Raw genomic sequence first — 25893 nt, forward strand, 5'->3', positions numbered from 1 at the left:
ACGAATTATGGCCATGCAATCTCAAGACATCATTCGTAAATCCGCCACCAATGGCTTCACGCCGGCGCCGCGCGCCCGTGACCACCAGGAAGAAGTGGCCAAACTGATCGATGTCACCACCTGTATCGGCTGCAAGGCCTGTCAGGTGGCCTGTTCCGAATGGAACGACATCCGCGACGAAGTGGGGCACAACGTCGGGGTGTACGATAACCCCGCCGATCTGACCGCCAAGTCGTGGACGGTGATGCGCTTCTCCGAGGTGGAGGAAAACGGCAAGCTGGAATGGCTGATCCGCAAGGATGGCTGCATGCACTGCGCCGATCCGGGCTGCCTGAAGGCCTGCCCGTCGGAAGGCGCGATCATTCAGTACGCCAACGGCATCGTCGACTTCCAGTCCGAGCACTGCATCGGCTGCGGCTACTGCATCGCCGGCTGCCCGTTCGACGTGCCGCGCATGAACAAGGACGACAACCGGGTGTACAAGTGCACCCTGTGCGTCGACCGCGTGGACGTCGGCCAGGAACCGGCCTGCGTGAAAACCTGCCCGACCGGCGCGATTCACTTCGGCACCAAGGAAGCGATGAAGCAGGTGGCGGCGGATCGCGTTAGCGAGCTGAACACCCGCGGCTACCAGAACGCCGGTCTGTACGATCCGGCAGGGGTGGGCGGCACGCACGTGATGTACGTGTTGCACCACGCCGACAAACCGCAGCTGTACCACGGTTTGCCGGACAACCCGAGCATCAGCCCGGCGGTGACCTTCTGGAAGGGCGTGTGGAAACCCCTGGCGGCCATCGGCTTTGCCGCCACCTTCGCGGCCAGCGTGTTCCACTATGTCGGCGTCGGGCCTAACCGCGTCGAGGATGAGGACGAGCACGACGAGTCGCATGACGAGGAGACGCGCAAATGAGAAAGGAAAAGCCCATTCAGCGTTACAGCGCGCCGGAGCGCATCAACCACTGGATAGTGGCGTTCTGCTTCGTGTTCGCCGCCATCAGCGGGCTGGGGTTCTTCTTCCCCTCCTTCAACTGGCTGATGAACATCTTCGGGACGCCGCAGCTGGCGCGCATTCTGCACCCGTTTGTCGGGGTCATCATGTTCGCCGCGTTCCTGCTGATGTTCCTGCGCTACTGGAAGCATAACCTGATCAACCGGGAAGATATCGTCTGGGCCAAGAACATCCACAAAATCGCCATGAACGAGGAAGTGGGTGACACCGGGCGCTATAATTTCGGCCAGAAGTGCGTGTTCTGGGCGGCGATTATCAGCCTGGTGCTGCTGCTGGCCAGCGGCGTGGTGATCTGGCGGCCGTATTTTGCGCCGTCGTTCTCCATCCCGCTGATCCGCATCGCGCTGCTGGTGCATTCGCTGGCCGCGGTCGGCCTTATCATCGTGATTATGGTGCACATTTACGCCGCATTGTGGGTAAAAGGCACCATTACCGCGATGGTGGAAGGCTGGGTGCCAGCGGCCTGGGCCAAGAAACATCATCCGCGCTGGTACCGTGAGGTCCGCGAGAAACGACAGGAAGATAAACCCTGATGAGTATCCGCATCGTTCCTAAAGAGCAGTTAGGGGCACAGCGTGAGAAGTCCACAACGGCGGAAAACATCCCGCCGTTACTTTTCGCCAACCTGAAAAGCCTGTACAGCCGCCGCGCCGATCGTCTGCGTCAGCTGGCGGTCGACAACCCGCTGGGTGACTACCTGAACTTTGCCGCCGAGCTGGCGCAGGCGCAGCAGCATGCGCTGCACGATAACCCGCTGCAGCTCGATCTGAGTGAAGCGTTGGTGCAGGGTGCCGCCAGCGGCAAACCGCCGCTCGATCTGAGCGTGTTCCCGCGCAGCGAGCACTGGCGCAAGCTGCTGACGTCGCTGATCGCCGAGCTGCGTCCGCAGGCGCCGGAACACATTCTGGTGGTGCTGGACAACCTGGAGAAGGCCTCGGCGCACGAGCTGGAGCTGATGGCCGACGCCTTGCTCAACCGCGAGTTCGGCAAGGTGGGCAGCGAGAAGGCGCCGTTCCTCTGGGCCGCACTGTCGCTCTATTGGGCGCAGATGGCCAGTCTGATCCCCGGCAAGGCGCGCGCCGAATACGGCGAGCAGCGCCAGTTCTGCCCGGTGTGCGGCAGCATCCCGGTTTCCAGCATGGTGCATATCGGCACCGTTAACGGCCTGCGCTACCTGCACTGCAACCTGTGCGAAAGCGAATGGCACGTGGTGCGGGTGAAGTGCAGCAACTGCGAGCAGACCCGCGATCTCAACTACTGGTCGCTGGACAGCGAGCAGGCGGCGGTGAAGGCGGAAAGCTGCGGCGACTGCGGCACTTACCTGAAGATCCTCTATCAGGAAAAAGACCCGCAGGTCGAAGCGGTGGCCGACGATCTGGCTTCGCTGGTGCTGGACGCCCGCATGGAAGAGGAAGGCTTCGGCCGCAGCAGCATCAATCCGTTCCTGTTCCCGGCGGAGTAACCGCCCGGCCCCGTTCGCGCGGGGCCGGACAAGCAATTTCAGAACGGGCTTCTGGCATTCGCCCGGGCGAGTTGCTACGTTTAGGCCATGACGCGCCAAGCGAAAGGAACCACGATGTTAAACACCCTGGCAAAACTGACCGCGGTCGCCGTGTTGGCGATCGGACTGGCGGCCTGCGACAACAAGGACGACACCAAACCGGCGGTGCCGCCACCGGACACCAAGCCGACCGTGACGCAGCCCGCGCCACCGCCGCCGCCTGCGCCGGTAGAGGCCCCACCCGCGCCGCCGGGGCTGAACGTGTCGCTGCAGAAGGGCAAGATCACCTTCGAGTTGCCGCCGGGCTTTAGCGATCAAACGCTGAACAGCGGCATCGTCAATGACAGCACCTCCACCATCCAGCGCTTTCTTGACGGCAAGTCGCGCCAGAGCGCGGTTTCGTCCGAAGTGATCCCGCCGGACGGCATGAAGATCAATACCAGCGACAAAATGCTGAAAGAGCTGACGCAGAGCGCCATCACGGTGCTGGCCGAGCGCTATCAGAATATCCAGACCACCAAAGAAGAGAACTTCACCGTCGGCAAACAGAAGTTTCGCCGGGTGGATACCGAGCAGACCGTCAACGGCCAAAAGGTGGTGTCCACCCTGGTGTTGACGGTGTTCAACAAACGGGTGGTAACGCTGCAAATGCTGTCGCCGGCCAAAACGCCGGAAGTGCATCAGGCGCTGGTGCAGCGGATTATCGATACTCTGGCGGTGAAGTAAGGGCATTGCGCCGCGGCCAGGACGAAGCGGAGGAGACCGGATGAAGCTTATCGGCAGTTACACCAGCCCCTTTGTGCGCAAGATTTCCGTGATGCTGCTGGAGAAGGGGATCGCGTTTGAATTCGTCAACGATCCGCCGTATGAGCCCGGCAGCCGGGTGAAGGAGCAGAACCCGCTCGGCAAAGTGCCGGTGCTGATCGCCGATGACGGCGAGGTGTTTTACGACTCGCCGATCGTGGCCGAATACCTCGAACTGCTGACGGTGGAGCCGGCGTTTTTGCCGGCCGATCGCGCCGCTGCGCTGCGCGTCCGCCAGGTGGCGGCGCTGGCGGACGGCGTGACCGAAGCGGCGGCGACGCTGTACCGCGAAAGCCGGCGCGCGCCGGAAAAGCAGGACGAAAACTGGATGCTGCGCCAGCGTGACAAGCTGACGCACGGTCTGGATGCGCTGGAGGCGTTGGCGCAGGAAAAAACGTGGCTCAATGCCAAGCGGCTGACGCTGGCGGATATCGCCACCGGCTGCGCGCTGGGCTACCTGAATTTCCGCCGCATCCTGCCCAACTGGTGCGTCCAACGTCCGGCGCTGGTCAAGCTGGCCGAACGCCTGTTCGCCCGCGAAAGTTTCGCCCGCACGGCGCCGCCCTGAACGTTCTTTTCTCCCCGCCGCGGCGGGGTTTTGCTATGCCGATACGTCTAAACTGAAAACCGAGCGACCATGAGCACTGAATCCCACCTTCTTTACAGCCAACTGCCCGCCATCGACCGTCTGCTGCGTGAACCCGCGATTGAACCGCTGGTGGCGCAGCATGGCCAGACGCTGATCGGCGAACTGCTGCGCCGGCTGCAGGCCGAGGCGCGCGACGCGATAAAACAGCAGCAACGTTTACCGGCCTGGTGCGGCGACTGGCCGCAGGCGCTGCGGGCCGAGCTGGCCCGGCAGCAACGCCCGGCGTTATTGCCGGTGTTCAACCTCAGCGGCACCGTGCTGCACACCAACCTCGGGCGCGCCCTGCTGGCGCAGCCGGTGCAGGATGCGGTGAGCGCGGTGATGGGGGAGGCGGTGACGCTGGAGTACGATCTGGACGGCGCCGGGCGCGGCCATCGCGATCGGGCGGTGGCGAGTCTGCTGTGCCGGCTGACCGGCGCGGAAGACGCCTGCATCGTCAATAACAACGCGGCGGCGGTGCTGCTGATGCTGGCGGCGATCGCCCCCGGCAAAGAGGTGGTGGTGTCGCGCGGCGAGCTGGTGGAGATCGGCGGCGCGTTCCGCATTCCCGACGTGATGCGCCAGGCCGGCTGTCAATTGGTTGAGGTCGGCACCACCAACCGCACCCATCTGAAGGATTACCGCCAGGCCATCAACGAGCAGACCGGCCTGTTGATGAAAGTGCACACCAGCAACTACAGCATTCAGGGCTTTACCGCTGCGGTCGATGAGGCCGAACTGGCGCAGCTCGGGGCCGAACAGGGCGTGCCGACCGCCACCGATCTGGGCAGCGGCTCGCTGATCGATATGGCGCAGTACGGCCTGCCCGCCGAACCGATGCCGCAGCGGCTGCTGGCCGCCGGCGTCGATCTGGTGACGTTCTCCGGCGATAAGCTGCTGGGCGGCCCGCAAGCCGGCATCATCGTCGGCAAAAAGGCGCTGATCGCGCGCCTGCAGCAGCACCCGCTCAAGCGCGCGCTGCGCGTCGGCAAGCTGACGCTGGCGGCCCTGGAGGCCACGCTGCGGCTTTATTTGCAGCCGGAAAAACTGGCTGAGCAACTGCCGACGCTGCGGCTGCTGACCCGCCCGCAGCAGGAGATGCAACAGGCGGCCGAGCGGCTGCTGACGGCGCTGACGCCACGGTTCACCGCCGATTTCGAGCTGCGCGCCGAACCGTGCTGGTCGCAGATTGGCAGCGGTTCGCTGCCGGTGGATCGCCTGCCCAGCTATGCGCTGACCTTCACGCCGCGCGACGGCCGCGGCGCCACGCTGGAAGCGCTGGCTGAACGCTGGCGCCGCCTGCCGCAGCCGGTGATCGGCCGCCTTGGCGACGGCCGGCTGTGGCTGGATCTGCGCTGTCTGGAACAGGAAGGGGCGCTGATCGACGCGTTGAGCGCATCATGATCATCGCCACCGCCGGCCATGTCGATCATGGCAAAACCACTCTGCTGCAGGCGATCTCCGGGATCAACGCGGATCGCCTGCCGGAAGAAAAGCGCCGCGGCATGACCATCGATCTGGGCTACGCCTACTGGCCGCAGCCGGACGGCCGGGTGCTGGGCTTTATCGACGTGCCCGGCCACGAAAAATTCCTCGCCAATATGCTGGCGGGCGTCGGCGGCATTGACCATGCGCTGCTGGTGGTGGCCTGCGACGACGGTGTGATGGCGCAGACCCGCGAGCATCTGGCGATCCTGCGCCTGAGCGGGCGCCCGGCGCTGACGGTGGCGCTGACCAAGGCCGACCGGGTGGAGGCGGCGCGTGTCGATGAGGTGCGCGTTCAGGTGCGCGACGAGCTGGCGCGCCAGGGCTGGCCCGATGCGCCGCTGTTTGTCACCGCAGCAGTGGCGGGCGAGGGTATCGAGGCGCTGCGCGCGCATTTGCTGGCGCTGTCGCCCGGCGAGCATGCGCTGACGCGCCGTTTTCGTCTGGCGGTAGACCGTGCGTTCAGCGTCAAAGGGGCGGGGCTGGTGGTGACCGGCACCGCGCTCGGCGGCCGGGTGAAGGTGGGGGATACGCTGTGGCTGACCGGCGCCGACGCGCCGGTGCGGGTGCGCGGCCTGCATGCCCAGAATCAGACCGTGGAACAGGCGCAGGCCGGGCAACGCATCGCGCTTAACATCAGCGGCGATGTCGATAAAGACCGGATCGCGCGCGGCGATTGGCTGCTGGCGCAGCGCCCGCCGGAGGCGGCGGAACGCATTCTGGTGGCGCTTGAGACGGATCGGCCGATCCGCCATTGGCAGCCGCTGCATCTGCACCATGCCGCCAGCCACATCACCGGGCGCATTTCGCTGCTGAACGACGGGCTGGCGGAACTGATCCTCGATCGTCCGCTGTGGCTGGCGGAGAACGATCGGCTGGTGCTGCGCGATATCGGCGCGCGGCAAACGCTGGGCGCGGCCCGGGTACTCAGGCTGAATGCGCCCAAGCGCGGCAAGCGCCAGCCGGACTACCTGGCCTGGCTGCAGGCCCTGGCGCAGGCGCAGGACGATGCGCAGGCGCTGGCGCTTGAGCTGCCGCACGGCGCGCTGTCGCTGGCGGCGTTTGCCTGGGCGCGTCAGTTGACCGACGACGGCCTGGCGGCACTGCTGGCGAACCGCGATCTGCTGATCGTCGGTGACCGGGCGCTGGCGCAGGATCAGGTGCAACAGGCGGAAAGCCGCCTGCTGCAGGTGCTGGCGGAGTATCACCAACAGCACGCCGATCAGCTGGGCTTAGGGCGCGCCCGCCTGCGGCGCATGGCTCTGCCTCAGCAGCCGGAAACGCTGGTGTTTATGATGATCGATCGGCTGCTGAAGGCCGGCGCGCTGCGCAATACGCGCGGCTGGCTGCATCTGCCGGAACACGGCCTGGCGTTCAGCGCCGACGAGGCGCCGCTGTGGGCGCGCATCGAGCCGCTGTTCGGCGACGAGCCGTGGTGGGTGCGCGATCTGGCGAGCGAGCTGGGCGAAGACGAGAGCCGGGTGCGCGCGCTGCTGCGCAAGGCGGCTCAACTGGGCCATGTGACGGCGGTGGTGGTGGATCGCTACTACCTCAGCCGACGCATCGATCAGTTCGCGGCGCTGATCCGCGAGCTGGATGCGGAGCGCGGGGGCGCCAACGCCGCCGATTTCCGCGATCGGCTCGGCGTCGGGCGCAAGCTGGCGATCCAGGTGCTGGAGTTCTTCGATCGCAGCGGCTTTACCCGCCGCAAGGGCAACGAGCATCTGCTGCGCGACGGCGGGCTGTTCGGTAGCGAGTCCCCTACCCGATAAACCTGACGGCGGCCCGGCTGACGTCGGGCGTTTGGGCGGCGAGAAACGCTTGTAAACGCTCGATCAGCGGCCGTTTCGCCGATTCCTCCGGCCAAACCAGATAGTAACCGTCGCCGGTGCGCACGGCGGCGTCACAGGGCACCGCCAATAACCCCTCCTCAATCGTCCGCAGGCTCAGCGCCAGATCGCCGATCGAGACGCCGTGCCCGGCGATGGCCGCCGCGTTGCCCTGTTCCAGCGAATCAAATACCTGGCCGCGTGTGAGAGCGATCGGGGCCGCGATGCCGCTTTTTTGCAGCCAGCGCCGCCAGTCGCGCCGATCGGGCGAAGGATGGAGCAGCGGGCAGGCGGCAAGATCGCGCTGCGCGTCGGCGAGCAGCGCAGGGGCGCAAATCGGGATCAGCCATTCGTCGAACAGTTTTACGGCGGCGGTGTTGGCGCCGAAATAGCCGTTGCCGAGCAGAATGGCGCAGTCGTAGGGTTCGCTGAAAAAGTCCACGTTGTCGATGTCCATCCACACGCTGGCTGCCTGCACTTCGAACGCCTGCGCCGTTTGCCGGAACCGGCTCAGGCAGTCCAGCAGCCAGCGCAGGGTCAGGGTAGAGGGCGCCTTCAGCCGCAGCAGATCGCGGTGGCTTCTGAACAGCTCGCAGGCTTGCTCGATGCGCGCAAACCCCTGCTGCAGCTCGGCGGCGAAGATTTTTCCCTGCGGGGTGACCTCGATGCGCGGGCCATTGCGCTGGAACAAGCGACAGCCAAAGTGCTGCTCCAGCGTTTTGATATGCTTGCTGACGGCGCTGGGGGTGAGATGCAGCGCGTCGGCGGCCAGCGTGAACGAGCCGGTGCGGGCGGCGCTTTCGAAGGCGCGCAGGGCGTAAAGCGGCGGAAGGGAACTGGCCATCGCGGCGTCTCTCAGGATGAGTCTGATTCACAGTAAACGACAGGATTACTCCTTTTTCAAGGCGGGGGCGGCGGCATCATAATGATCCGATGCCAACCGTCTGAATGTGAGTGAAATAAAGATGAACCTGTCGTTGCTGGCGGCGTATTTCGCCGCTATTTTCCTGCTTATCGCCACGCCGGGGCCGGTGGTGGTAATGGTCGCCAACACCGCGACGCGCTTTGGCGCCCGGCGGGCGCTGTGGACCGCGCTGGGCAGCAACGGGGCCTCACTGCTGCTGATCGGCATCGCTGCGCTGATCGTCACCGGGCTGTTCGCCGTCGAAAGGCGCATGCTGCAGGGGATCAGCCTGTTGGGCTGCTTGTTTATCGCCCGCATGGCGATCGCCTCGCTGTATGAGGATTTCTCCTCGCCGGCCCCCGATGCGCGGCCCGTTGCGCCGCCGCAAAAATGCTCGGCGATCGTGAACGGTTTTCTGGTGGGCATCGCCAACCCTAAGGACATCATTTTCTTCGTCGCCTTTTTTCCGCAGTTCATCGCCGTCACCCCCTCGGTCGGCGGCAGCCTGACGTTGCTGACCGCGCTGTGGGTGCTGATGGACTTCGCCATCTTGCTGGCCTATATCACCCTGCTGTCGGGAACGGCATTGCAGCGCGCGCGACGGGCGATCTCCGTCCTGTCGGCGTTGCTGTTGTTGGCGGTAGCGGTGGTGGGAGCGGGGTATGCGCTGGGGGAGCTGCTCGGCTGAAGCCGCATAAAAAACGCCGGTCGGGAAACCAGACCGGCGTTTTATCGTCGCGCTTATGCCGCGCCGTTCGGCTGCGGCGTGGGGTCGCCGTTGCGGCGTTTGGCGAGGAACAGCGCCACCAACGTCAGCCAGCACAGGCCGCTGATAAGGTTGAACAGGTTGAACAGCCCGCTGCCGCCCCAGACGTAGGCGACCTTGGCCAGCTCGATGCCGACGGTGAACACCATCATGCTCAGCATGCCCATGGTGGCGGACACGGTGCCTTTGCTGACATTGCTGGAGAACAGCGTCAGGCGGTACAGCCCAGCGTTGGCGAGGCCGATGCCGAAGGCGTACAGGCTCAGGCCGGCGGTCATCCACAGGTAGGCGTGGCTGGAGAACTGAGTCGCCAGCGCGGCGATCAGCAGCCCCAGCAGCATCGGGCCTGCGCCCAGTTTGATCAGGCGCTCCACGCTGTTTTTGCCGGTCAGGCGCGCCAGCGTCAGGTTGCCGAGGATCAGCGCGCCGAACACCGGGATCTGCAGCAGGCCGTAATCCAGCGTCGACAACGACTCCCCGCTGATCAGGATCACCGGCGACTGGGCGATCCAGGCCAGCAGCGGCAGGCTGGCGAAACCGATCGCCAGGGCGCCGCACAGGAAGCGGCGGTTGCCCAGCACCTGGCGGTAGTCGCGCCACAGGTTGGCGGCGGAGAACGCCTCACCCTGCAGCGTGGCGGTCTCCGGCATGGCTTTCCACAGGCCGTAGAAGGCGATGGCCGCCAGCGCCGCAAACAGCACGAACATGCTTTGCCACGGTGCGACGTGGATCAGCGCCGCACCGGCCAGCGGCCCCAGCAGCGGGGCGATCAGCGCCACGTTAGCCATCAGGGCGGTGATTTTGATGCACACCGCCTCTTCGAACGACTCCTGAATCGTGGCGTAGCCGACCGCGCCGATAAAGCACAGGCCGATGCCCTGCAGGAAACGCATGGCGATGAACTGCTCGATGGTGGTGACCAGCAGGATCGCCAGGCAGGAGACGATAAAGAACGCCACCCCGGCCAGCATCACCGGGCGACGGCCGCGGCGATCTGACAGCGGCCCGAGCAGCCACTGCAGGAAGATGCCGCCGGCCAGATAGGCGGTCATCGAGGTGGGCACCCACTCTTCGCCGGCGTTGAAATCCGCCACGACGGCCAGCATGCCGGGCTGAATCATATCGTTGCCGATATAGGTGGCGAACTCGAACAGCACCAGACAAAGAGGGAATAAAAGCGCCTGCCGGCCCAAACGTGCCGCAGGTGGTAATGTCGTTTTCATATTATTGTACTGATAGTAAAAGAGAAAAAAGAACTGCCAGGGCGGGAAGCGCAAACTGAGCGAGTTATGGCGGCTATTTTGCCGCCAATTGTTCACCTTCGCAATCATAAGGTGTTGTTTAAGTGCATTCTGATATTTCGCTTTTGGGTTGTCGCCGAACGCCGTGCCCGATAACCTCTTCTTAACATATCAATATGACACAAGATCGGGCGAGCGTTTGAGCGAGAAAATCGGCTGGATAGACAACCTGCGGGCGATGGCGTGCATGATGGTGGTGATGATCCACGCCACCACCTATTACGTCACCAACGGCGCGGCGATAGGGTTGCACAACTGGGACATCGCCAACGTGCTGAACTCACTGTCACGCGTGTCGGTGCCGCTGTTCTTTATGATTTCCGGCTACCTGTTCTTCGGCGAAAAGAGCGCCGGCCGGCGGCATTTCACCCGCATCCTCTGCTGCATTCTGTTCTACAGCGCCATTGCGCTGATCTATATCGCGGCTTTCACCAAGATCGGTTTCTGGCCGTCGCTGCGCGGCATCCTGCAAAAGCCGGTGTTCTATCATCTGTGGTTTTTCTACGCCATCGCGGTGATTTACCTGCTGTCGCCGCTGATTAGCGTCAAACCGGTATCGCGCCGCTACCTGGCCGCCGCGCTGGTGATGTTGGCGGCGATCGCCAACCCGAATACCGATAAGCTGACCTTCGGCAACGCGCATCTGCTGCCGGTTAACCTGTATATCTACGGCGATACCTTCTACTACCTGCTGTATGCGTTGGCCGGACGGGCGATTGGCATGATGGAGGCGCGCGGGCGCGCCGTGGGCTGGTTGGCGGCGTTGGGATTTGCGCTGTGCGTGGCGCTGATCGCGCGCGGCACCAAACATCAGCTGTTCATCAACGGCAACTTCGCCGATACCTACTACATCTACAGCGGCCCGCTGGTGTTTATGGCGGCGGTGGCGCTGCTGGTGTGGGTGAAACACTGTCTGCCGCAGCCGATCGGCTGGTTGAGCACGTTCTCCCGCCATTCGCTGGCGATTTACGGTTTTCACGCCCTTATCGTCAACGTGATGCGCAGCCGGCACCTGGACTTCACCGGCCACCCGCTGCTGGATATCTTCTGGGTGTTCGGCGTGGCGCTGGGGGGCAGCCTGCTGCTGTCTGTCGGCCTGCAGCGGCTGGATACCCGCCGGCTGGTGTCATAGCGGCGAGGGTTGGCGCTGCTGGGCGCGGCGCAGCTGCCGCCCGGAGGAAAAACCGGCCGCCAGCGCGGCCTTCTCCAAGCCATATCCTTGCTGCAGGCGCTGTTGCGCCACCGCCAACCGCAGCTGCTCATGATATTCCCGCACGCTGATGCCGACGTGGCTGCGAAACAGCCGCGCCAGGTGGCGGCTGCTGACGTGCGCCTTCTCCGCTATCTGCGGCACCGACCAGTCGGCCTCCGGCTCGGCGGCCATCACGTCCTGCGCGCGGTGCACCGCCGGGTGCAGGTGGTTGCGGTAGCGCAGCCAGGGCGACAGTTGCGGATCGTCCCCGGCGCGGCGGAAATAGACCACCATATCGCGGGCGACGTCGCGCGCCCGGCCGGAGCCGCAGTGGCGGTGGACCAGGTGCAGCGCCAAATCGATGCCGGTGGTGATGCCCGCGCTGGTGTAGACGCCGCGGTCTTCGACGAAGATGCGGTTCTCTTTCACCTGCGCCGCCGGCGCCTGCAGGCGGATACGTTCGATGACGTCGTGGTGGGTGGTGCACTGATAGCCGTCGAGCAGCCCGGCCTGCGCCGCCAGCAGCGCGCCGGAACAGATGCACACCAGGGTGATGCGCTGCCGTTGCAGATCGGGCCGCAGCGTCGCCAGCCAGCGGCGCGCCTGCTCGGCCTCCTCTCCGGCGAAATAGCGCTGCGAATCGCCGACGCCCGGCAGCACCAGGATGGCGCCGTCTTCCAGGCGCTCGGGCAACGGCTGCAGGCCGCTCAGCGTCATGCCGATGGAGCAGACGATCTGCGGCGCCGGGCTGAGGTAACGCAGGCTGAACTGCCCGGCGAGGCGCAGGGTTTCCGCCGGGCCGCTGACGTCCAGCGACAGCACGTTGGGCAACAGCAGAAAATAGACGGCCTGCGACATGGTTACTCCTGTGCGAGTTGCGCCAGCGCCTCATCCACGCTGGCGATGCGGGCGAAACGATCGACCAGTACGGTTTCAGTATGCCGCTTCAACTGCGCGGGGGTAAAGACTTCGCCGCCGGGATGGCGCATCGGGAAGGTTAACGTCGCCTCAGTGACGAAAGTCACCCGATAACCGAGATCGGACGCCACCCGGGTGGTGGTTTCGCAGCACTGCTCGGTGCGGATGCCGGAGACGATCAGGTGGTTGATGTCCCGCTCGCGCAGCCAGGCGTTGAGGCCGGATTCGGTCAGCGCATTGTGCACATGCTTGTGTATGGTGATATCCGCCTGGTGGGTGAGGAACGGCAGGCGCTGCACATGGCCCGAAGCCAGTGAGAACGGCCCTTGCGGCGAAACGTGCAGCACGTCGACCAGGGCCGCGCCGCGCTGTCGGCAGCCCGCGATCAGGCGGGTCAGCGCCTGTTGAAACGCCGGCAGATCGTCCTCCTGCCAGAATGGACGGTGCTGGAATGATTGCTGGACATCGATGATCAATAACGCGCTCTGTGACATTTTTCGGCCCTCCGCCAGTGTGTGTAGCGACCATCTTGCGCCGCGCCTTACTCTGGCAGAAGGCCAAAAACGGCCATCATGATGACAACAACGGACCGACCTTAGGCTTTGCTCACCTGGCCGGCGACCAGGCGCCCCTGATGGAAGGTGGCGCTGCGCGCCGGCAGACGGGCGACCGCCTCGGCGGAACAGCTGGCGTTGACCAGCACGAACTCGGCGGCATCGCCGGCTTTCGGCCAGGCGCGCTGCCCCTTATCGTCCAGCGGCAGCACGCCGCCGGTGGAGATGGCCATGGCGCGCGACAGGTGATACTCGTCGGAACCGCGGTACAGCTGGGCGTACAGATTGGCCTTCTCCAGGATGTCGCCGGTGCCGAACGGCGACCAGTGGTCGATCACGCTGTCGGTGCCGGTCATCACGAACACCCCTTTCTCACTGAGCTGCGGCAGCGGCATCATCAGGCCGCCGATCGGCACCGTGGAGGCGATGGTGATCTGCTGCGCCGCCAGCCGGGTGGCGGTTTCCGCCAGTTCGCCCGGCGTCAGCGTGGTCAGGGCGAAAGCGTGGCTAATGGTGACCTTGCCGCGCAGCGCTGGGTTTTTCTCCACGGTGGTGATCATGTAGTTGATGGCGGCGACCCCGGCCGGGCTGGTTTCATGCAGGTGGATATCCACGCCTTTGCCGGTATCGAGGGCGATCTGGAACATGGCGTCGAGCGATTTCTCCATCGCGCCGTCGACGTTGGTCGGATCCAGCCCGCCGACGTACTGCACGCCCATCTGCATCGCTTCGCGCATCAGCGCATCGACCCTGGAGTGCAGCAGGCCGTGCTGCGGGAAGGCGACGATTTCACAGCTGAAGTCCGCCCGGTGGTTTTCCAGCGCGCGCTGCAGGTGCTCCAGGCTTTTCAGGCCGCTGACCGGATCGATATTGCAGTGGCTGCGTGCCACGGTGCTGCCTTTGGACTGCAGCAAGGCGATCAGGTTTTCCGCCCGTTGCTGCGAGGTGGGCAGCAGTGTCGGGATCAGTGTCTGCTCCAGCGCGATCATGTCCATGATGGTTTTGCCCTGGCGCGGGCGCGGCGCCTGCCACGGGCCGCTGTAGAAGGTTTTATCCAGGTGGATGTGCATATCGCGAAATGCCGGCAGCAGCAGCCGGCCCTGCGCCTTATAGCGGGGCACGCCGGCCGGCAACGCGGCGTTGGCGGCGTGAATGGCGGCGATCTTGCCGTCTTTGATCTCCAGGGTGTACAGCGCGGTGCGGGTGTCGATCACCGTTTCGCCGTCGTATTCAAAGCCGTCTTCCAGCCGCACCTCGCTCAGGCAGTAGTGGCGATCGGTCAGGGTCATCGGCGTTGGCGCACACGGCTCGCCGCCAGGCGAAGCGGCCTGCGCCATGCCGCCGGTCAGGCCGATCACTGCGCAAGCGGTGGTGAGTTTGCCGGTTTGGCTGAGGAAGGCTCTGCGGCCCGGTTGTTGAGGGTTTTCCACGTTCGGTTCCTTAATCCAGAGGTGAGGTGGGTGAAAACATCCCCCAATTTAGGAGAGGAACCGGCCGGTTGGCAGCGACATTTGCCACTGGTGACTATTCGATTTGGTAATGACCGGCGTGCGCCGGGGCAAGGATTTTCCTGGCTTGCTCTTTCGTAGCTTTAATGGCTACATTTGTAGTCATTAAAGCTACATTGAGGTCAGCGTTATGCACGATCCGATGCTCGAGTTGCTGTTCAGCGAATACCGTAGAAAAGTGCTAAGCCTGCTGTTTATTGAAGCCGGGCGTGCGTTTCATGTGCGAGAAATTGCGCGGCGCACCGCAACTCAGGCCGGCACTTTACATAAAGAGTTGAGCAGGTTGGCGGAGAGCGGCATCTTGCTCAGGCAGCGGCAGGGCAACCAAATTTGCTATCAGGCCAACGCCGATTGCCTGATTTTCCCTGAGCTGGCGGCGATTTTCCGCAAGGTTTGCGGGCCGGCGGAGTGCTTAAGGCAGACATTGGCAGCGTTTGGCGAAGCTATTGAACGCGCTTTTATTTTTGGTTCTGTCGCCAGTGGCAAAGCGACGGCGGCCAGTGATATCGATGTTCTGATCGTCGGCAAACTGTCTTTTGCGGAGGTGATTCAGGCGGTTTACCCGCTGCAGGCAACGCTGGGTCGGGAAATTAACCCCAAACTGTATTCGCCTGAAGAGTGGCGAGCGGCTTTGGCCGAGAACTCCGCGTTTATTCAGGACATTATGGATAAACCCCAACTCTGGATTGTGGGAGACAAGGATGACGCTGGACAATCTGGTCGGGCTGGGACTGGAGGTGATAACGCCTGACGCGGGGGCGATTAAAAAATTGCTGGCCGCCGCCGCTCGCAACCGACGCGATGCGGGTATCACTCAGCTTAGCAATGAGAGCCGTTTCGACACGGCATATAAGGCGGTCATGCAAATGGCGAATGCCGCTTTACAAGCCAAAGGATACCGCACGCTGACCAGCAAACCCGGCCATCACCAGATCATGATCCAATCGTTGCCGCTCACCGTAGGGCTGCCGCGAGAGGAAATGATCTGCCTGGATGCATTGCGAAAACAGCGCAACGTGGCGGATTATTCCGGCGACTTGGTGACGGACGCGGCGGTACAGGCTTGCCTTGAGCAGACAGAAGCGCTGTGGGTACGGATTATCGACTGGCTGCAGCGCGAACATCCGCAGATAGTGGCGTAAGCTGCCTTACTTCAGCCCGCAAAACGCCGCCAGCCGCTGGGCCAGCGCCAGCGTGGCGGCGGGAGCGCCGTCGCGGTAGTAGAGCGCCAGTTCGAAGCTGTCTATCGGCGGCAATCCTTCGGCCGCGCCCAGCACCCGGTGCGTCGCCAAACGGCAGCCGGCCGGCAGCAGGGTGACGCCCAGCCCGGCGGCCGAAGCGGCGGTCAGCGCCGCCAGGCTGGCGCTGCTGTAGCCGATGCGCCAGCGTTTGCCGAGGGTGTCTAGCGCCTGGCACAGCTCGTCGCGGTACAGGCCGTTCAGTGGAAATACCGCCAGCGGCACCGGCGATTGCTCGATGGCCGGGAAGGCCAGGCTGTCCAGCCACAGCAGCGGTTCCGGCCGCGCGGCGCGCGGCGGTTGCCGGCGGCGCTGCTTCACCAGGATCAGATCCAGCTCTTCACGCGCGTAGGCGTTGTGCAGATCGGCGCTCAGGCCGCTGGCGACGTCCAGCCGCAGGTGCGGGTGCTCGCGGCTGAATTCGGCCAGCAGCCCGGTGGTGGGCACGGCGAAATCCTCCGGCATGCCGATCCGCAGCACGCCGTCGCGCCAGATGCCGGTCAGCGCATCGTGGGCTTCTTCATTCAGCGCGATAATGCGGCGCGCGTAGCTCAACAGCTTGACGCCTTCTTCGGTCAGCAGCACCTGATGCGAGGAACGCTCAAACAGCGGCTTGCCCAGCATCTCTTCCAGCCGGCGCACCTGCTGGCTGACGGTGGACTGCGACAAAAACACCCGCTCTGCGGCGCGGGTGAAGCTGTTGCTGTCGCACACGGCGACGAAGCTGAGCAGCAGCTGCGGATTGAACATCGGGTAGCGATTCATTTTCCCACTGTTGGCTATTTTATTATTTAATTTCCCAATACTAGCGGCGTTGCCTACAGTAACGCAACGCTGCGGCGATCGCGCTGTGACGCCGCACTCTTCATTTCGCAGTACCAGGAATATACCTTGTTAAATCATTCTGTTAATTCACCTTCTCCACGCCGTTGGCTCAACCCCCTGTTGCTGGCGCTGGTGTTGATCGGCCTGAACATGCGGCCGCTGTTGACCTCGATTGGCCCGTTGCTGCCGACGTTGCGCCAGGCTACCGGGCTGAGTTTTGGCGGCGCGGCGCTGTTGACCACGCTGCCGGTGCTGATGATGGGCCTGATGGCGCTGGCGGGCGGCGCCATCAACCGACTGTTCAGCGAACGCAGCGCCGTGGCGTTGAGCCTGCTGGCGATCGGGCTGGGCGCGCTTTGGCGCGAACTGGCCCCCGGCAGCGTGCAACTGCTGATGAGCGCGGTGCTGGGCGGGCTCGGCATCGGGGTGATCCAGGCGGTGATGCCCGGCATCATCAAGCATCACTTCCTCAAAAGCATGGCGCTGGTGGCCGGGCTGTGGTCGGCGGCGCTGATGGGCGGTGGCGGGTTGGGGGCGGCGATCACCCCGTGGCTGATGAGCGTAGGGCACGACTGGCACAGCGCACTGGCCTGGTGGGCGTTGCCGGCCCTGGTGGCGCTGCTGGCCTGGTGGCCGGTCAGCCGTGGGCTGTCTCGCCTGGGCGCGGCGGGCGAAAACCGCGGGCCAAGCCTGCTGCGCAACCGGCGCGCCTGGCTGCTCGGCGCCTATTTCGGCCTGATCAATGGCGGCTATACCAGCCTGATTGCGTGGCTGCCGCCGTATTACATGCAGCTCGGCTGGCAGCCGCAGGCTAGCGGCTCGCTGCTGGCGTTGATGACCTTTGGCCAGGTGGTGGGGGCGCTGCTGCTGCCGGCGCTGGCGCGCAATCATGACCGGCGGCCGCTGCTGTTGCTGGCGCTGATGATGCAACTGATCGGCTTTATCGGCCTGATTTATCTGCCGCAGACGCTGCCGTGGCTGTGGGTGTTGCTTTCCGGGCTGGGGCTGGGCGGCGCGTTCCCGCTGTGTCTGGTGCTGGCGCTCGATCACCTGCACCAGCCGGCGGCGGCCGGGCGACTGGTGGCCTTCATGCAGGGCGTCGGTTTCCTGCTGGCGGGCGTCACGCCTTACCTTTCCGGCCTGCTGCGCGACTACAGCGGCGGCTTCGTGCTGGACTGGCAGATCCACGCGCTGCTGGTGGTGGTGTTGATCGCCATCACCTGGCGCTTCCATCCGCACAGCTACCGGCGGGCGTTCGCCGAATAATATTTCTGTCATTGCCGCTCCCTATAGTGACGTTGCTTTTACTTCTGGGCGATAACAACGAAAAGGGACAATGACATGCACAACACCAAAACCCGGCTGGCGCTGCTGGTCGGCTGCATGGCGCTGAGCGCCAACCTATGGGCCGACGCGCAGCCGGTGCCGGCGACGTTGGCGGGGCATGCGCTGCTGCCGGTGAAATCCGCCGTTTCCACACCGAAGGACGCGCCGAGCGATCTGCAGCAGAGCGGCAAATACACCAGCGGGAAACGCGTCACCGAGTTGGGCAGCGTGGCGGGTAAATCCGCCGATCGACTGACCGGCATCGGCCTGCCGATCAACGGCCAGCCGCTGCAGGGCCACTCCGGCATCAAACACATGCCCGACGGCACCTACTGGGTGCTGACCGACAATGGTTTCGGCAGCAAGGCCAACTCCCCGGACGCCATGCTGTACCTCAACCACTACAAGATCGATTTCAAAGACGGCACGGTCGCGCCGCTGAAGACGGTGTTCCTGCACGATCCGGATAAAAAGGTGCCGTTCCACATCATCAACGAGAGCACCGAGAAGCGTTATTTGACCGGCAGCGATTTCGATCCGGAAAGCTTCCAGTTTGCCGACGATGCCTTATGGATCGGTGAAGAGTTCGGGCCTTACCTGATCAAGGCCGACCTGAACGGCAAAGTGCTGGCGGTGTTCGACACTCAGGTAGACGGCAAGGTGGTGAAATCGCCGGACAACCCGACGCTGACCCTGCCGGGCGCGCCGGACGGCAAGCAGAACTTCCAGGTGGCGCGTTCCAAAGGCTTTGAAGGCATGGCCGCCTCGCCGGACGGCAGCAAGCTGTACCCGCTGCTGGAAGGGGCGCTGTGGGATGGCGAACAGTTCGAGAACGTCGGCGGCAAACGCTACCTGCGGGTGCTGGAGTTCGACGTCAAACAGCAGGCCTGGACCGGCCGCAGCTGGCAGTACGTGCTGGAAGACAACCAGAACGCCATCGGCGATTTCAACATGATCGACGCCACCCACGGGCTGGTGATTGAGCGCGACAACGGCGAAGGCACGCCGGATAAAGCCTGCGCCGCCGGCGCGCCAACCGACAACTGCTTCAGCCAGGTGGCCAAGTTCAAGCGGGTGTATAAAATCGCCTTCTCGGACGCCAACGTCGGCAAACCGGTCGAAAAATTGGGCTATATCGACCTGATGAACATTCAGGATCCGAACAAGCTGGCGCGCAAGCCGCTGAACGACGGCGTGCTGACCTTCCCGTTCTTCACCATCGAAAACGTGGACGTGGTGGACGCCAACCACATCATCGTCGGCAACGACAACAACTTCCCGTTCTCCTCCAGCCGCCAGCCCAATATGGCGGATGACAACGAGTTCATCCTGTTGGACGTGAAGGATTTCCTGAAGTAGCGCTCCCCGGCCGCCGAATCGCCGGCGGCCGCCATTTCCCGCTTAGCGCAGCGAACAAACTGCGCTATAATCAGCGCCTTGCTTCTTCTCTTCTCCAAGGAAGATCCTCGTCCCCGGTGGGGCGGCCGGACTTCAAATCCGGTTGGGGCCGCCAGCGGTCCTGGGCAGGTTCGACTCCTGTGATCTTCCGCCAATCAATGTCTCCCAATCTCCTCTGTGATTGTCGGCTCCGGTAGGGGTAATTTGCTTCTTTCGCTTTGTGATAGCGCAGCTTGCGTGGGTAGAAGAAACGTTCATGAAGAAGGACTATGAGGCAGTAAGCCGTTGACGTAAAAACCGCTTACGCGGCCTTTTTATTTCTGAGAAACAGGGCAAGCAGATACAGGGCGCCCAGCGGCAGGGCCATGACATAACAGAATGCATAATACAGGATCAGCACGCCATTTTTGCCTATGGTATCGGCGAACAGTCCGCGGTGCCAAAATTCTTCACTCGTGAACTGCAGGGCGGCCATTTCAGTGCCTTTTTTAGCACAGGGATACAGTAAAAAGCTCAGGATGGAGAGGATCAACGAAAGTGCGATATTCACCATGTCCTGGAAAGAATAGATGTAATAAAGCGCGATAAAAAAGTAAGTCACGCCCCACACCTGACTTTTCCAATAATACGCTTTGGTCATTTGTGCCTCCCTGGACATGAGTTCCTTTCTGTTTTCGTGCTTGGCGAAATGGAATATCGATGCCATTGCCCGCGTTGCGCGGTTTACCCAAGACGTCTGAGTATGCGCAGGGCTTCGGCAAAATGCCATATTACCGGCTTATCTGGCAGGCGTATTTGGGTTCTGTCGCGAGCGTCCCTCTCCCCAACACATAGCCCCCTCACTCCCGCTGCAAAAAGAACTGCTTGATGGTCTGCCGCAGCCAGCGGTGCGCCGGATCGCGATCCAGGCGCGGGTGCCAGGCCTGGACGATAAACACCGATTCAAGCTCGAGCGGCAGCTCGATCTCCGCCAACGGCAGGTGGATGTTGCTCACCCCCTGCAGCACGTGGCGCGGCAGCGGCAGGATAAAGTCCGATTTCATGGTCAGCATCATCGCCGAATGGAAGCCCGGCAGGGTCAGGGCGACGTTGCGCTGCAGGCCGAGATCGCGCAGCGCGTCGTCGATCGGCCCTTGCGTGCGCCCGCGGCGGGAGACGCTGATATGCGGGTAATGAGTCAGGGTTTCGGGCGTTACCCGGCCGATAATTGGGTGCCCAGGGCGCACCAGCGCCTGAAAGGTGCTGGTGAACAGGCTCTGCGTCTTGATTTCCGGGTGCCAGTCGCGTGAGGAGCCGATCACCAGATCCACCTTGCCGCTGCGCAGCGCATCATCCTCGCCGTCGCTTTCTGCGATAAACTTCAGGCCGCTTAACGGCGCCATGTCCCGCAGCGTCTCCAGCAGGCCGCCCGCCAGCGCGCCGATAAAAATGTCGTTGGCGCGAATGGTGAAGGTTCGGGTCAGCTTGCCGGGCTCGAAGGATTCACTCGGCGCGATCAGCGCGGCGGCCTGTTCGATGATATCGCCGAGCTGGCGTTTCAACTCCAGCGCGCGCGGCGTCGGCACCAGATGCTTGCCGGCCCTGACCATGATCGGATCGTCGAACTGCCGGCGGATGCGCCCCAGAATGCGGCTCATTGCCGGCGCGCTCAGATTCATCTTCTCGGCGGCGCCGCTCACGCTGCCTTCTTCCAGCAGCAGATTCAGCGCATAGATCAGGTTGAAATCAATTTTTTGCGGCATGGCCTCTCCGGTGGTGGTGCGCTCAATGGATTGCGTTTTGTGCAACTAGTTAATTACATCATTTCATTTTAAACAATCCAAATAAGCCCGGATACTGCCCACGACAACAAAGATTGAGGCTGAAACAGCAGGAGTGGGGAATGGTTGAGGTGTCTGTTACGCCGCATCACAAGAATAGATGGCTCGCCAGCGCCGGCGAAATCAACGGCCGTACCTGGCTGGGGTTGTTCGGCGTGTTTTTGGCGGTGATGGCCAGCGGCGTGGGGGAAAACGCCAGCAAGTTCGCGCTGGCGGATATACAGGGCGGCATGCTGCTGAGTTTCGATGCCGGCAGCTGGCTGACCACGTGCTACGTCACCGGTTTTGTGATCGGTTCCGGGTTCACGCCCTGTTTTTGGCCGACCTTTTCGCTGCGCCGGGTGGCGCTGACGATGTGCGGCATTTACCTGGCCGGCGGGCTGCTGACGCCCTGGCTGAGAGAACAATATGGCGTGCTGCTGGCGGTGCGCAGCCTGCAGGGCTTCGCCGGCGGCGCGTTGCCGCCGATGCTGATGACGGTGGTGCTGCGTTTTATGCCGCCGCTGATCAAGGTGCTGGGGCTGGGCGCCTACGGCTGGGTCTCGGCCTGGAGCGCTACGCTGGGCGCCACCGCCGCCGCCTTCGCCTTTCACTGGGGCTGGAGCGGATATTTCTACTGGAACCTGCCGCTGATGGCGATCGCCGCCGTGTGCATCGGTTACGGCCTGCCGCAGGATCCGTTGCGGCTGGAGCGCCTGCGGCAGTTCAACTGGCGCGGCCTGCTGCTCGGCGGCATGGCGCTCGGCATGCTGACGATGGGCATCTCACAGGGGGAGCGCCTCGACTGGCTGAACTCGCCGCTGATCTACGTTTTATTGTTGGGCGGCATTGGGCTATTGGCATTATTTCTGATTAACGAATGGTATCACCCGCTGCCTTTTTTCAATTTGCAGCTATTAAGCAAAAGGAACTTGTCCTTCTCCTTAATTACGCTGGGTGGCGTGCTGTTAATTATGGTGTCGCTGGTCAATATCACGTCGGGATATTTATCCGCGATTCAGGGTTACCGTCAGGAACAAACCTCCGACTTAATGCTGTGGGTGGCGTTGCCGCAATTAATTACGCTGCCGATCGTCGCCATAATTTGCAATACGCCGCGGGTGGATTGCCGCTGGGTGCTGGCGATCAGCCTGCTGTTGATGGCCACCGCCTGCGTACTGGCCGCCCAGCTGACGCCGGAATGGAACGGCGACACGTTTCGCGTCATCGCACTGTTGCAGGCGATTGCTCAACCGATGGCGATCATCCCGTTGCTGATGCAGGCGACCGGCGGGCTGTTGCCGACCGACGGGCCGTTTGCGGCGGCGTGGTTCAACGCGGTGAAAGGTTTCGCCGCCACCGCGGCCGGCGGCGCCATCGCACTGCTCAGCCGGCAGCGCGGGGATTATCACGCCGGTACGATCGCCGACGGCTTCGGCTCGGCCTATAGCCGCGCATCGGGATCGGCGGAGCAGTTGGCGCAGCTTGCCGCCCGGCAGGGCCACGTGCTGGCCAGCGCCGATCTTTATCTGTTGGTTGCCGGCCTGGCGTTATTACTGACCGCGCTGATTTTAGTTATGCCGACCCGTATTTACCCGCCGCGTTCGGTCGCTGCCTGACATTTTATCATCAGACATAAATATTAAGTGGAGTCACTTTTATGGCTAACAAGAAAGTCGCCGTTGCCGTATTGGCGGTTGCCGTCATTACGCTGGGGTTATTAATGAATAAGTTCTTTATTAAAGAAACACAGCAGAATACCAACGACGCCTATATTCGCGCCGATATCTCGCGTATTTCACCGCAGATTGCCGGTGAAATTGCGCAGGTGTTGGTCAGGGACAACCAGTGGGTCAAACAGGGGGAATTGCTGGCGGTGATCGACCCGCGTGAATTCAACGTCGCGCTGGCGCAGGCGACGGCCCAGGAGCAATCCGCCCGCGCCCGCCAGGACGACGCCGGGGCCAACCTGACCCGACAGAGCGCGCTGATCGCCGCCGCGTTGGCGGAGCGGCAGGCGGCGCAGGCGGAGCTGGCGTTTGCGCGCCAGGAGCAGAACCGCTACCAGAGAATGGCCAGCAGCGGTGCGGGGTCGCAGCAGGCGGCGCAGCAGGCGACAACGCGGGTGCACACGCTTTCCGCCAATGTGGCGCAGGCGGAGGCGACGCTCAAAGCGGCGCGAAACATGGAGCAGGTGCTGCAAGCCAAGCTGGCGGACAGCGATGCCGAGCTGATGCTGGCGCAGGCGAAGAAAGCGATGGCCGAGCTGAACCTGTCTTACACCCGTATCACCGCGCCGATCGGCGGCGTGATCGGCAAGAAAAGCCTACGGGTCGGGGAGTTCGTCAAACCGGGCGATGCGCTGCTGGCCATCGTGCCGCAGGACAAGCTGTACATCATCGCCAACTACCAGGAAACCCAGTTGGAAAACATTGCGCACGGGCAGTCGGTAGACATCCATATCGATACCTTTCCCGGCCAAACGCTGAAAGGGCTGGTGGACAGCATCGCGCCGGCTTCCGGCGTCAGCTTCGCGGCCGCGGCGCCGGAGAACGCCACCGGCAACTTCACCAAGATCGTTCAGCGCATCCCGGTGAAGATTGTGTTTGATATCAACAAAGAGCACGCCGCCTTGCTGAGCGCCCTGCGCGTCGGCATGTCTGCGGACGTCAGCATCAATACGCTGGACGGGGGCCTGCAATGAACAGAGTCGTGATCCCGCTGCTGCTGATTGCGCTGAGCGGCTGCCGGGCGGTAGGGCCGGACTACGCTCGGCCGCAGAACGCGCTGCCCGAAAGCTGGGGGGAGCAGGCCGGCGGCGGGGCGCTGCCGGTGGCCTGGTGGTCGATATTCAACGATGCGTCGCTGTCGCAACTGGTGCAGCGCGCGGCGGCCGGCAACCTGGATCTGCAGCTCGCCACGGCGCGCATGCAACAAAGCCGCGCCCTGCTGGGCGTGACGGAGGCGGCGCTGATGCCGGATCTGAGTCTGGACGGCGCTTATCTGCGCCAACGCGCCACCTCGGTGGGCAGCATGGATCCGTCCGGCAACGGCGGAGAGGCGGATTATAACCTCTGGCGCGGCGGAGCCAGCGCCACCTGGGAGCTGGACATGTGGGGCAAGCTGCGTCGCGCGTCGGAAAGTGCGCGCGCCAGCTTCGCCGCTTCGCAGGAGAACCGGCGCGCACTGCTGACGTCGGTGACGGCGGAGGTGGCGAGCGACTATCTGCGCCTGCGCGCCACGCAGCAACAGCTGGCGGTGGCGCAGGAAAACCGCACTACGGCGCTGCGCACGCTGCAGCTGACGCAAAACCGTTATCAGAGCGGCGCGGGCAACGAACTGGATGTCGATCAGGCGCAGGTGCAGTTGGCGCAGGTGGATGCCCTGCTGCCGGCGCTGTTCGATCGGCAGGAACGCTTGATCAACGCCATCAGCCTGCTGTTGGGCGAGCGACCGGGCGCGCTGACAGCGATGTTGTCGCCGACGGGGCCGCTGCCGACGCTGGCGCGCGCCGTGCCGATGGGGGTGCCGTCGGATCTGGCGCTGCGCAGGCCGGATATTCGCGAAGCGGCGGAGCGTTTGCATCAGGCGACCGCCGAGATCGGCGTCGCCACCGCCGACTACTACCCGCGCATCACGCTGACCGGCAATGCGGGTTATCAGGCGTTGGCGCTGGCGGATATGGGCAGTTGGTCCACGCATACCTTCGCCATCGGCCCCGCCCTGTATTTGCCGCTGTTCGACGGGGGGAAAATCACCCAACGGGTGCGCCTGAGCGAATACCGGCAGCAGGAAATGGCCATCGCCTACCAGCAAACGGTGCTGCGCGCCTGGCACGAGATTGACGACGCGCTTGCCGGTTATCGCGCCCAGCAGCGCCGCCAGACGCACCTGGCCGAGGCGCTGGCCGCCAACCGACACGCGTTTGCGCTGGCGCGCGACAGCTATCTGAACGGCGCCAGCGATTTTATCCACGTTCTGAGCACGCAGCGCGCGCTGCTGGATCTGCAGTCCGCGCAAATTGTTTCAGAGGAGGAGACGGCGATCGCCGTGGTGAATATCTATCGAGCGCTGGGCGGCGGCTGGGAACACACCTACCCGTCTGCGGCGCCACAGGAGAAGGCTGATGCACAACACGCTGAATAAGATTGTCGACGAGATGCTGGAAAGGGACACCCGCCGCAAACGGGAGGCCCGGGTGAGCGCCGTGCGGCAAGTCACCGCCCGGATCCGTCGCATCACGTTGAGCGGCGATGATGTGGATAAGTTTATCGCCGATCCGCGCGCGCAGGAGCCGGCCAGTTGGGTCAAAGTGTTCTTCCCGTGGCGCGACACGCTGGCCGGGCGGGCTTACACCCTGAGCGGCATCGACAAACTCGCCCGCACCTTCGATATCGATATGGTACTGCACGGCGAAGGCCCGGCGTCGAACTGGGCGCGCGACGCGATGCCGGGCGACAAGCTGGGGTTCGCCGGCCCTTGTTCCGGCGGCTTCCGATTGTTGCCGCAAACTCGCTGGCTGCTGTTGCTGGGCGATGAGACCGCGTTGCCCGCCATGCGCACCATTCTCGCCTCGCTGTCCGACCCGTTGCCGGTGCTGTGGTTCGCCGAAGTGGGCGATGCGCAGGAGATTCAGGATGTCGATTGTTCCTTCTTGCAGGTGAACAGCTGGCAAATTCGCACGCGCCATTTTGACAGCGTGATGAACAGCCCGCTGGTGCAGGCCGTCAGCCATTGCGAACTGCCGCCCGGCGAAGGGCAGGTGTGGCTGGCCTGCGAGCAGCAGATCGCCGCATACCTGAAGGCGCGCTTTATCAACGAAATGGGCGTCTCCCGTGCGGCGCTGTTTGCCAAGGGGTATTGGAAAAAGGGCGAAGCCAACTTCAAGGGCGCGATTTAACTCAGCCG

Annotated in this window: 25 protein-coding genes and 1 tRNA gene; 18 read left to right on the forward strand and 8 right to left on the reverse strand. The window is 63.5% G+C overall.

From position 1 onward, the window contains the following. The first annotated feature begins 7 nt into the window (after positions 1-7). From fdxH to selB, 7 genes are all read left to right on the forward strand, one after another. Positions 8-910 carry a formate dehydrogenase subunit beta gene (gene fdxH, locus ACUTQY_RS19395; protein ID WP_004934014.1) on the forward strand — a complete coding sequence of 301 codons (903 nt, stop codon included), beginning with the start codon at positions 8-10 and terminating at the stop codon, positions 908-910. Then, positions 907-1542 carry a formate dehydrogenase cytochrome b556 subunit gene (fdoI, locus tag ACUTQY_RS19400; protein ID WP_004934017.1) on the forward strand — a complete coding sequence of 212 codons (636 nt, stop codon included), beginning with the start codon at positions 907-909 and terminating at the stop codon, positions 1540-1542. The genes fdxH and fdoI overlap by 4 nt, the downstream gene beginning before the upstream one ends. Next, positions 1542-2471 (forward strand): formate dehydrogenase accessory protein FdhE, encoded by a 930-nt coding sequence (fdhE, locus tag ACUTQY_RS19405; RefSeq protein ID WP_033645113.1) that lies wholly within the window; start codon positions 1542-1544, stop codon positions 2469-2471. The genes fdoI and fdhE overlap by 1 nt, the downstream gene beginning before the upstream one ends. A gap of 114 nt (positions 2472-2585) precedes the next feature. After that, positions 2586-3236, forward strand: a complete 651-nt coding sequence (locus tag ACUTQY_RS19410; protein WP_033645112.1) for a DcrB-related protein — start codon at positions 2586-2588, stop codon at positions 3234-3236. Between the two features lie 40 nt (positions 3237-3276). Beyond that, positions 3277-3882 (forward strand): glutathione S-transferase, encoded by a 606-nt coding sequence (locus ACUTQY_RS19415; protein WP_046688005.1) that lies wholly within the window; start codon positions 3277-3279, stop codon positions 3880-3882. A gap of 69 nt (positions 3883-3951) precedes the next feature. Next, positions 3952-5346, forward strand: coding sequence for an L-seryl-tRNA(Sec) selenium transferase (gene selA, locus ACUTQY_RS19420; protein WP_046688006.1), 1395 nt, complete (start codon positions 3952-3954; stop codon positions 5344-5346). Next, on the forward strand, positions 5343-7199 hold the full coding sequence (selB, locus tag ACUTQY_RS19425; RefSeq protein ID WP_046688007.1) for a selenocysteine-specific translation elongation factor: 1857 nt from the start codon (positions 5343-5345) through the stop codon (positions 7197-7199). The genes selA and selB overlap by 4 nt, the downstream gene beginning before the upstream one ends. Here selB and ACUTQY_RS19430 read toward each other — a convergent pair. Beyond that, a complete protein-coding gene (locus ACUTQY_RS19430) occupies positions 7189-8100 on the reverse strand; it encodes a LysR family transcriptional regulator (RefSeq protein WP_046688008.1) in 912 nt (303 codons plus the stop codon). The two genes, selB and ACUTQY_RS19430, sit on opposite strands and share 11 nt — an antisense overlap. Positions 8101-8221: 121 nt before the next feature. Between ACUTQY_RS19430 and ACUTQY_RS19435 the strand changes: the two genes are divergently transcribed. Next, positions 8222-8848, forward strand: a complete 627-nt coding sequence (locus tag ACUTQY_RS19435) for a LysE family translocator (protein ID WP_046688009.1) — start codon at positions 8222-8224, stop codon at positions 8846-8848. A gap of 53 nt (positions 8849-8901) precedes the next feature. Here ACUTQY_RS19435 and ACUTQY_RS19440 read toward each other — a convergent pair whose 3' ends face one another. Beyond that, a complete protein-coding gene (locus tag ACUTQY_RS19440; protein ID WP_033633516.1) occupies positions 8902-10149 on the reverse strand; it encodes an MFS transporter in 1248 nt (415 codons plus the stop codon). A gap of 217 nt (positions 10150-10366) precedes the next feature. Here ACUTQY_RS19440 and ACUTQY_RS19445 point away from each other — a divergent pair, with 217 nt between their 5' ends. Continuing rightward, positions 10367-11359, forward strand: a complete 993-nt coding sequence (locus tag ACUTQY_RS19445) for an acyltransferase (RefSeq protein WP_046688010.1) — start codon at positions 10367-10369, stop codon at positions 11357-11359. Here the strand turns inward: ACUTQY_RS19445 and ACUTQY_RS19450 are convergent. The 3 genes from ACUTQY_RS19450 to ACUTQY_RS19460 all read right to left on the reverse strand — a co-directional run bounded on the left by ACUTQY_RS19450 (position 11354) and on the right by ACUTQY_RS19460 (position 14321). After that, positions 11354-12277 (reverse strand): GlxA family transcriptional regulator, encoded by a 924-nt coding sequence (locus ACUTQY_RS19450; RefSeq protein WP_033645105.1) that lies wholly within the window; start codon positions 12275-12277, stop codon positions 11354-11356. The two genes, ACUTQY_RS19445 and ACUTQY_RS19450, sit on opposite strands and share 6 nt — an antisense overlap. 2 nt (positions 12278-12279) lie before the next feature. Further along, on the reverse strand, positions 12280-12831 hold the full coding sequence (locus ACUTQY_RS19455; RefSeq protein WP_046688011.1) for an isochorismatase family protein: 552 nt from the start codon (positions 12829-12831) through the stop codon (positions 12280-12282). Between the two features lie 101 nt (positions 12832-12932). Further along, positions 12933-14321: an amidohydrolase family protein gene (locus ACUTQY_RS19460; RefSeq protein ID WP_046688012.1), complete on the reverse strand. Its 1389-nt coding sequence runs from the start codon at positions 14319-14321 to the stop codon at positions 12933-12935. A gap of 208 nt (positions 14322-14529) precedes the next feature. Here ACUTQY_RS19460 and ACUTQY_RS19465 point away from each other — a divergent pair, with 208 nt between their 5' ends. Both ACUTQY_RS19465 and ACUTQY_RS19470 read left to right on the forward strand, forming a co-directional pair. Beyond that, positions 14530-15150, forward strand: a complete 621-nt coding sequence (locus tag ACUTQY_RS19465; RefSeq protein WP_033645102.1) for a nucleotidyltransferase domain-containing protein — start codon at positions 14530-14532, stop codon at positions 15148-15150. Next, positions 15101-15541: a hypothetical protein gene (locus ACUTQY_RS19470; RefSeq protein ID WP_033645101.1), complete on the forward strand. Its 441-nt coding sequence runs from the start codon at positions 15101-15103 to the stop codon at positions 15539-15541. The genes ACUTQY_RS19465 and ACUTQY_RS19470 overlap by 50 nt, the downstream gene beginning before the upstream one ends. A 6-nt stretch (positions 15542-15547) precedes the next feature. Here the strand turns inward: ACUTQY_RS19470 and ACUTQY_RS19475 are convergent, their stop codons facing one another. Further along, positions 15548-16402, reverse strand: coding sequence for a LysR family transcriptional regulator (locus ACUTQY_RS19475; protein WP_033645100.1), 855 nt, complete (start codon positions 16400-16402; stop codon positions 15548-15550). 126 nt (positions 16403-16528) lie between these two features. On the opposite strand from ACUTQY_RS19475, the gene ACUTQY_RS19480 reads away from it, so the two are divergent. The 3 genes from ACUTQY_RS19480 (at position 16529) to ACUTQY_RS19490 (ending at position 19340) form a co-directional block, all read left to right on the forward strand. Further along, positions 16529-17728, forward strand: coding sequence for a cyanate transporter (locus tag ACUTQY_RS19480; protein WP_046688013.1), 1200 nt, complete (start codon positions 16529-16531; stop codon positions 17726-17728). A gap of 75 nt (positions 17729-17803) precedes the next feature. Continuing rightward, on the forward strand, positions 17804-19147 hold the full coding sequence (locus tag ACUTQY_RS19485) for an esterase-like activity of phytase family protein (RefSeq protein WP_046688014.1): 1344 nt from the start codon (positions 17804-17806) through the stop codon (positions 19145-19147). Positions 19148-19245: 98 nt separating this feature from the next. Next, positions 19246-19340, forward strand: a tRNA-Sec gene (locus ACUTQY_RS19490). 147 nt (positions 19341-19487) lie between these two features. Here the strand turns inward: ACUTQY_RS19490 and ACUTQY_RS19495 are convergent. Together ACUTQY_RS19495 and ACUTQY_RS19500 are read right to left on the reverse strand one after the other, a co-directional pair. After that, entirely contained in the window at positions 19488-19826 is a 339-nt protein-coding gene (locus ACUTQY_RS19495; RefSeq protein ID WP_033645080.1) for a colicin E1 family microcin immunity protein, read from the reverse strand. A gap of 199 nt (positions 19827-20025) precedes the next feature. Beyond that, positions 20026-20928: a LysR family transcriptional regulator gene (locus ACUTQY_RS19500; RefSeq protein WP_046688564.1), complete on the reverse strand. Its 903-nt coding sequence runs from the start codon at positions 20926-20928 to the stop codon at positions 20026-20028. A gap of 140 nt (positions 20929-21068) precedes the next feature. Here ACUTQY_RS19500 and ACUTQY_RS19505 point away from each other — a divergent pair, with 140 nt between their 5' ends. From ACUTQY_RS19505 to ACUTQY_RS19520, 4 genes are read left to right on the forward strand one after another with little or no spacing between them, the layout of a single operon-like run. Continuing rightward, positions 21069-22604, forward strand: a complete 1536-nt coding sequence (locus ACUTQY_RS19505) for an MFS transporter (protein ID WP_033645079.1) — start codon at positions 21069-21071, stop codon at positions 22602-22604. Positions 22605-22645: 41 nt separating this feature from the next. After that, on the forward strand, positions 22646-23689 hold the full coding sequence (locus tag ACUTQY_RS19510; protein ID WP_046688034.1) for an HlyD family secretion protein: 1044 nt from the start codon (positions 22646-22648) through the stop codon (positions 23687-23689). Further along, positions 23686-25131, forward strand: coding sequence for an efflux transporter outer membrane subunit (locus tag ACUTQY_RS19515; protein ID WP_033645077.1), 1446 nt, complete (start codon positions 23686-23688; stop codon positions 25129-25131). Before ACUTQY_RS19510 ends, ACUTQY_RS19515 begins: the two co-directional genes overlap by 4 nt. Further along, positions 25112-25885, forward strand: a complete 774-nt coding sequence (locus ACUTQY_RS19520; RefSeq protein ID WP_033645076.1) for a siderophore-interacting protein — start codon at positions 25112-25114, stop codon at positions 25883-25885. Before ACUTQY_RS19515 ends, ACUTQY_RS19520 begins: the two co-directional genes overlap by 20 nt. Positions 25886-25893: the final 8 nt, after the last annotated feature.

It is taken from the genome of Serratia sp. TSA_130.1 (assembly GCF_052691795.1).

Bases quoted from the DNA above. Each gene is read 5' to 3' on its own strand.
- fdxH (WP_004934014.1), top strand. From the start codon at position 8: ATGGCCATGCAATCTCAAGACATCATTCGTAAATCCGCCACCAATGGC.
- fdoI (WP_004934017.1), top strand. From the start codon at position 907: ATGAGAAAGGAAAAGCCCATTCAGCGTTACAGCGCGCCGGAGCGCATC.
- fdhE (WP_033645113.1), top strand. From the start codon at position 1,542: ATGAGTATCCGCATCGTTCCTAAAGAGCAGTTAGGGGCACAGCGTGAG.
- ACUTQY_RS19410 (WP_033645112.1), top strand. From the start codon at position 2,586: ATGTTAAACACCCTGGCAAAACTGACCGCGGTCGCCGTGTTGGCGATC.
- ACUTQY_RS19415 (WP_046688005.1), top strand. From the start codon at position 3,277: ATGAAGCTTATCGGCAGTTACACCAGCCCCTTTGTGCGCAAGATTTCC.
- selA (WP_046688006.1), top strand. From the start codon at position 3,952: ATGAGCACTGAATCCCACCTTCTTTACAGCCAACTGCCCGCCATCGAC.
- selB (WP_046688007.1), top strand. From the start codon at position 5,343: ATGATCATCGCCACCGCCGGCCATGTCGATCATGGCAAAACCACTCTG.
- ACUTQY_RS19430 (WP_046688008.1), bottom strand. From the start codon at position 8,100: ATGGCCAGTTCCCTTCCGCCGCTTTACGCCCTGCGCGCCTTCGAAAGC.
- ACUTQY_RS19435 (WP_046688009.1), top strand. From the start codon at position 8,222: ATGAACCTGTCGTTGCTGGCGGCGTATTTCGCCGCTATTTTCCTGCTT.
- ACUTQY_RS19440 (WP_033633516.1), bottom strand. From the start codon at position 10,149: ATGAAAACGACATTACCACCTGCGGCACGTTTGGGCCGGCAGGCGCTT.
- ACUTQY_RS19450 (WP_033645105.1), bottom strand. From the start codon at position 12,277: ATGTCGCAGGCCGTCTATTTTCTGCTGTTGCCCAACGTGCTGTCGCTG.
- ACUTQY_RS19455 (WP_046688011.1), bottom strand. From the start codon at position 12,831: ATGTCACAGAGCGCGTTATTGATCATCGATGTCCAGCAATCATTCCAG.
- ACUTQY_RS19465 (WP_033645102.1), top strand. From the start codon at position 14,530: ATGCACGATCCGATGCTCGAGTTGCTGTTCAGCGAATACCGTAGAAAA.
- ACUTQY_RS19470 (WP_033645101.1), top strand. From the start codon at position 15,101: ATGACGCTGGACAATCTGGTCGGGCTGGGACTGGAGGTGATAACGCCT.
- ACUTQY_RS19475 (WP_033645100.1), bottom strand. From the start codon at position 16,402: ATGAATCGCTACCCGATGTTCAATCCGCAGCTGCTGCTCAGCTTCGTC.
- ACUTQY_RS19485 (WP_046688014.1), top strand. From the start codon at position 17,804: ATGCACAACACCAAAACCCGGCTGGCGCTGCTGGTCGGCTGCATGGCG.
- ACUTQY_RS19495 (WP_033645080.1), bottom strand. From the start codon at position 19,826: ATGACCAAAGCGTATTATTGGAAAAGTCAGGTGTGGGGCGTGACTTAC.
- ACUTQY_RS19500 (WP_046688564.1), bottom strand. From the start codon at position 20,928: ATGCCGCAAAAAATTGATTTCAACCTGATCTATGCGCTGAATCTGCTG.
- ACUTQY_RS19505 (WP_033645079.1), top strand. From the start codon at position 21,069: ATGGTTGAGGTGTCTGTTACGCCGCATCACAAGAATAGATGGCTCGCC.
- ACUTQY_RS19510 (WP_046688034.1), top strand. From the start codon at position 22,646: ATGGCTAACAAGAAAGTCGCCGTTGCCGTATTGGCGGTTGCCGTCATT.
- ACUTQY_RS19515 (WP_033645077.1), top strand. From the start codon at position 23,686: ATGAACAGAGTCGTGATCCCGCTGCTGCTGATTGCGCTGAGCGGCTGC.
- ACUTQY_RS19520 (WP_033645076.1), top strand. From the start codon at position 25,112: ATGCACAACACGCTGAATAAGATTGTCGACGAGATGCTGGAAAGGGAC.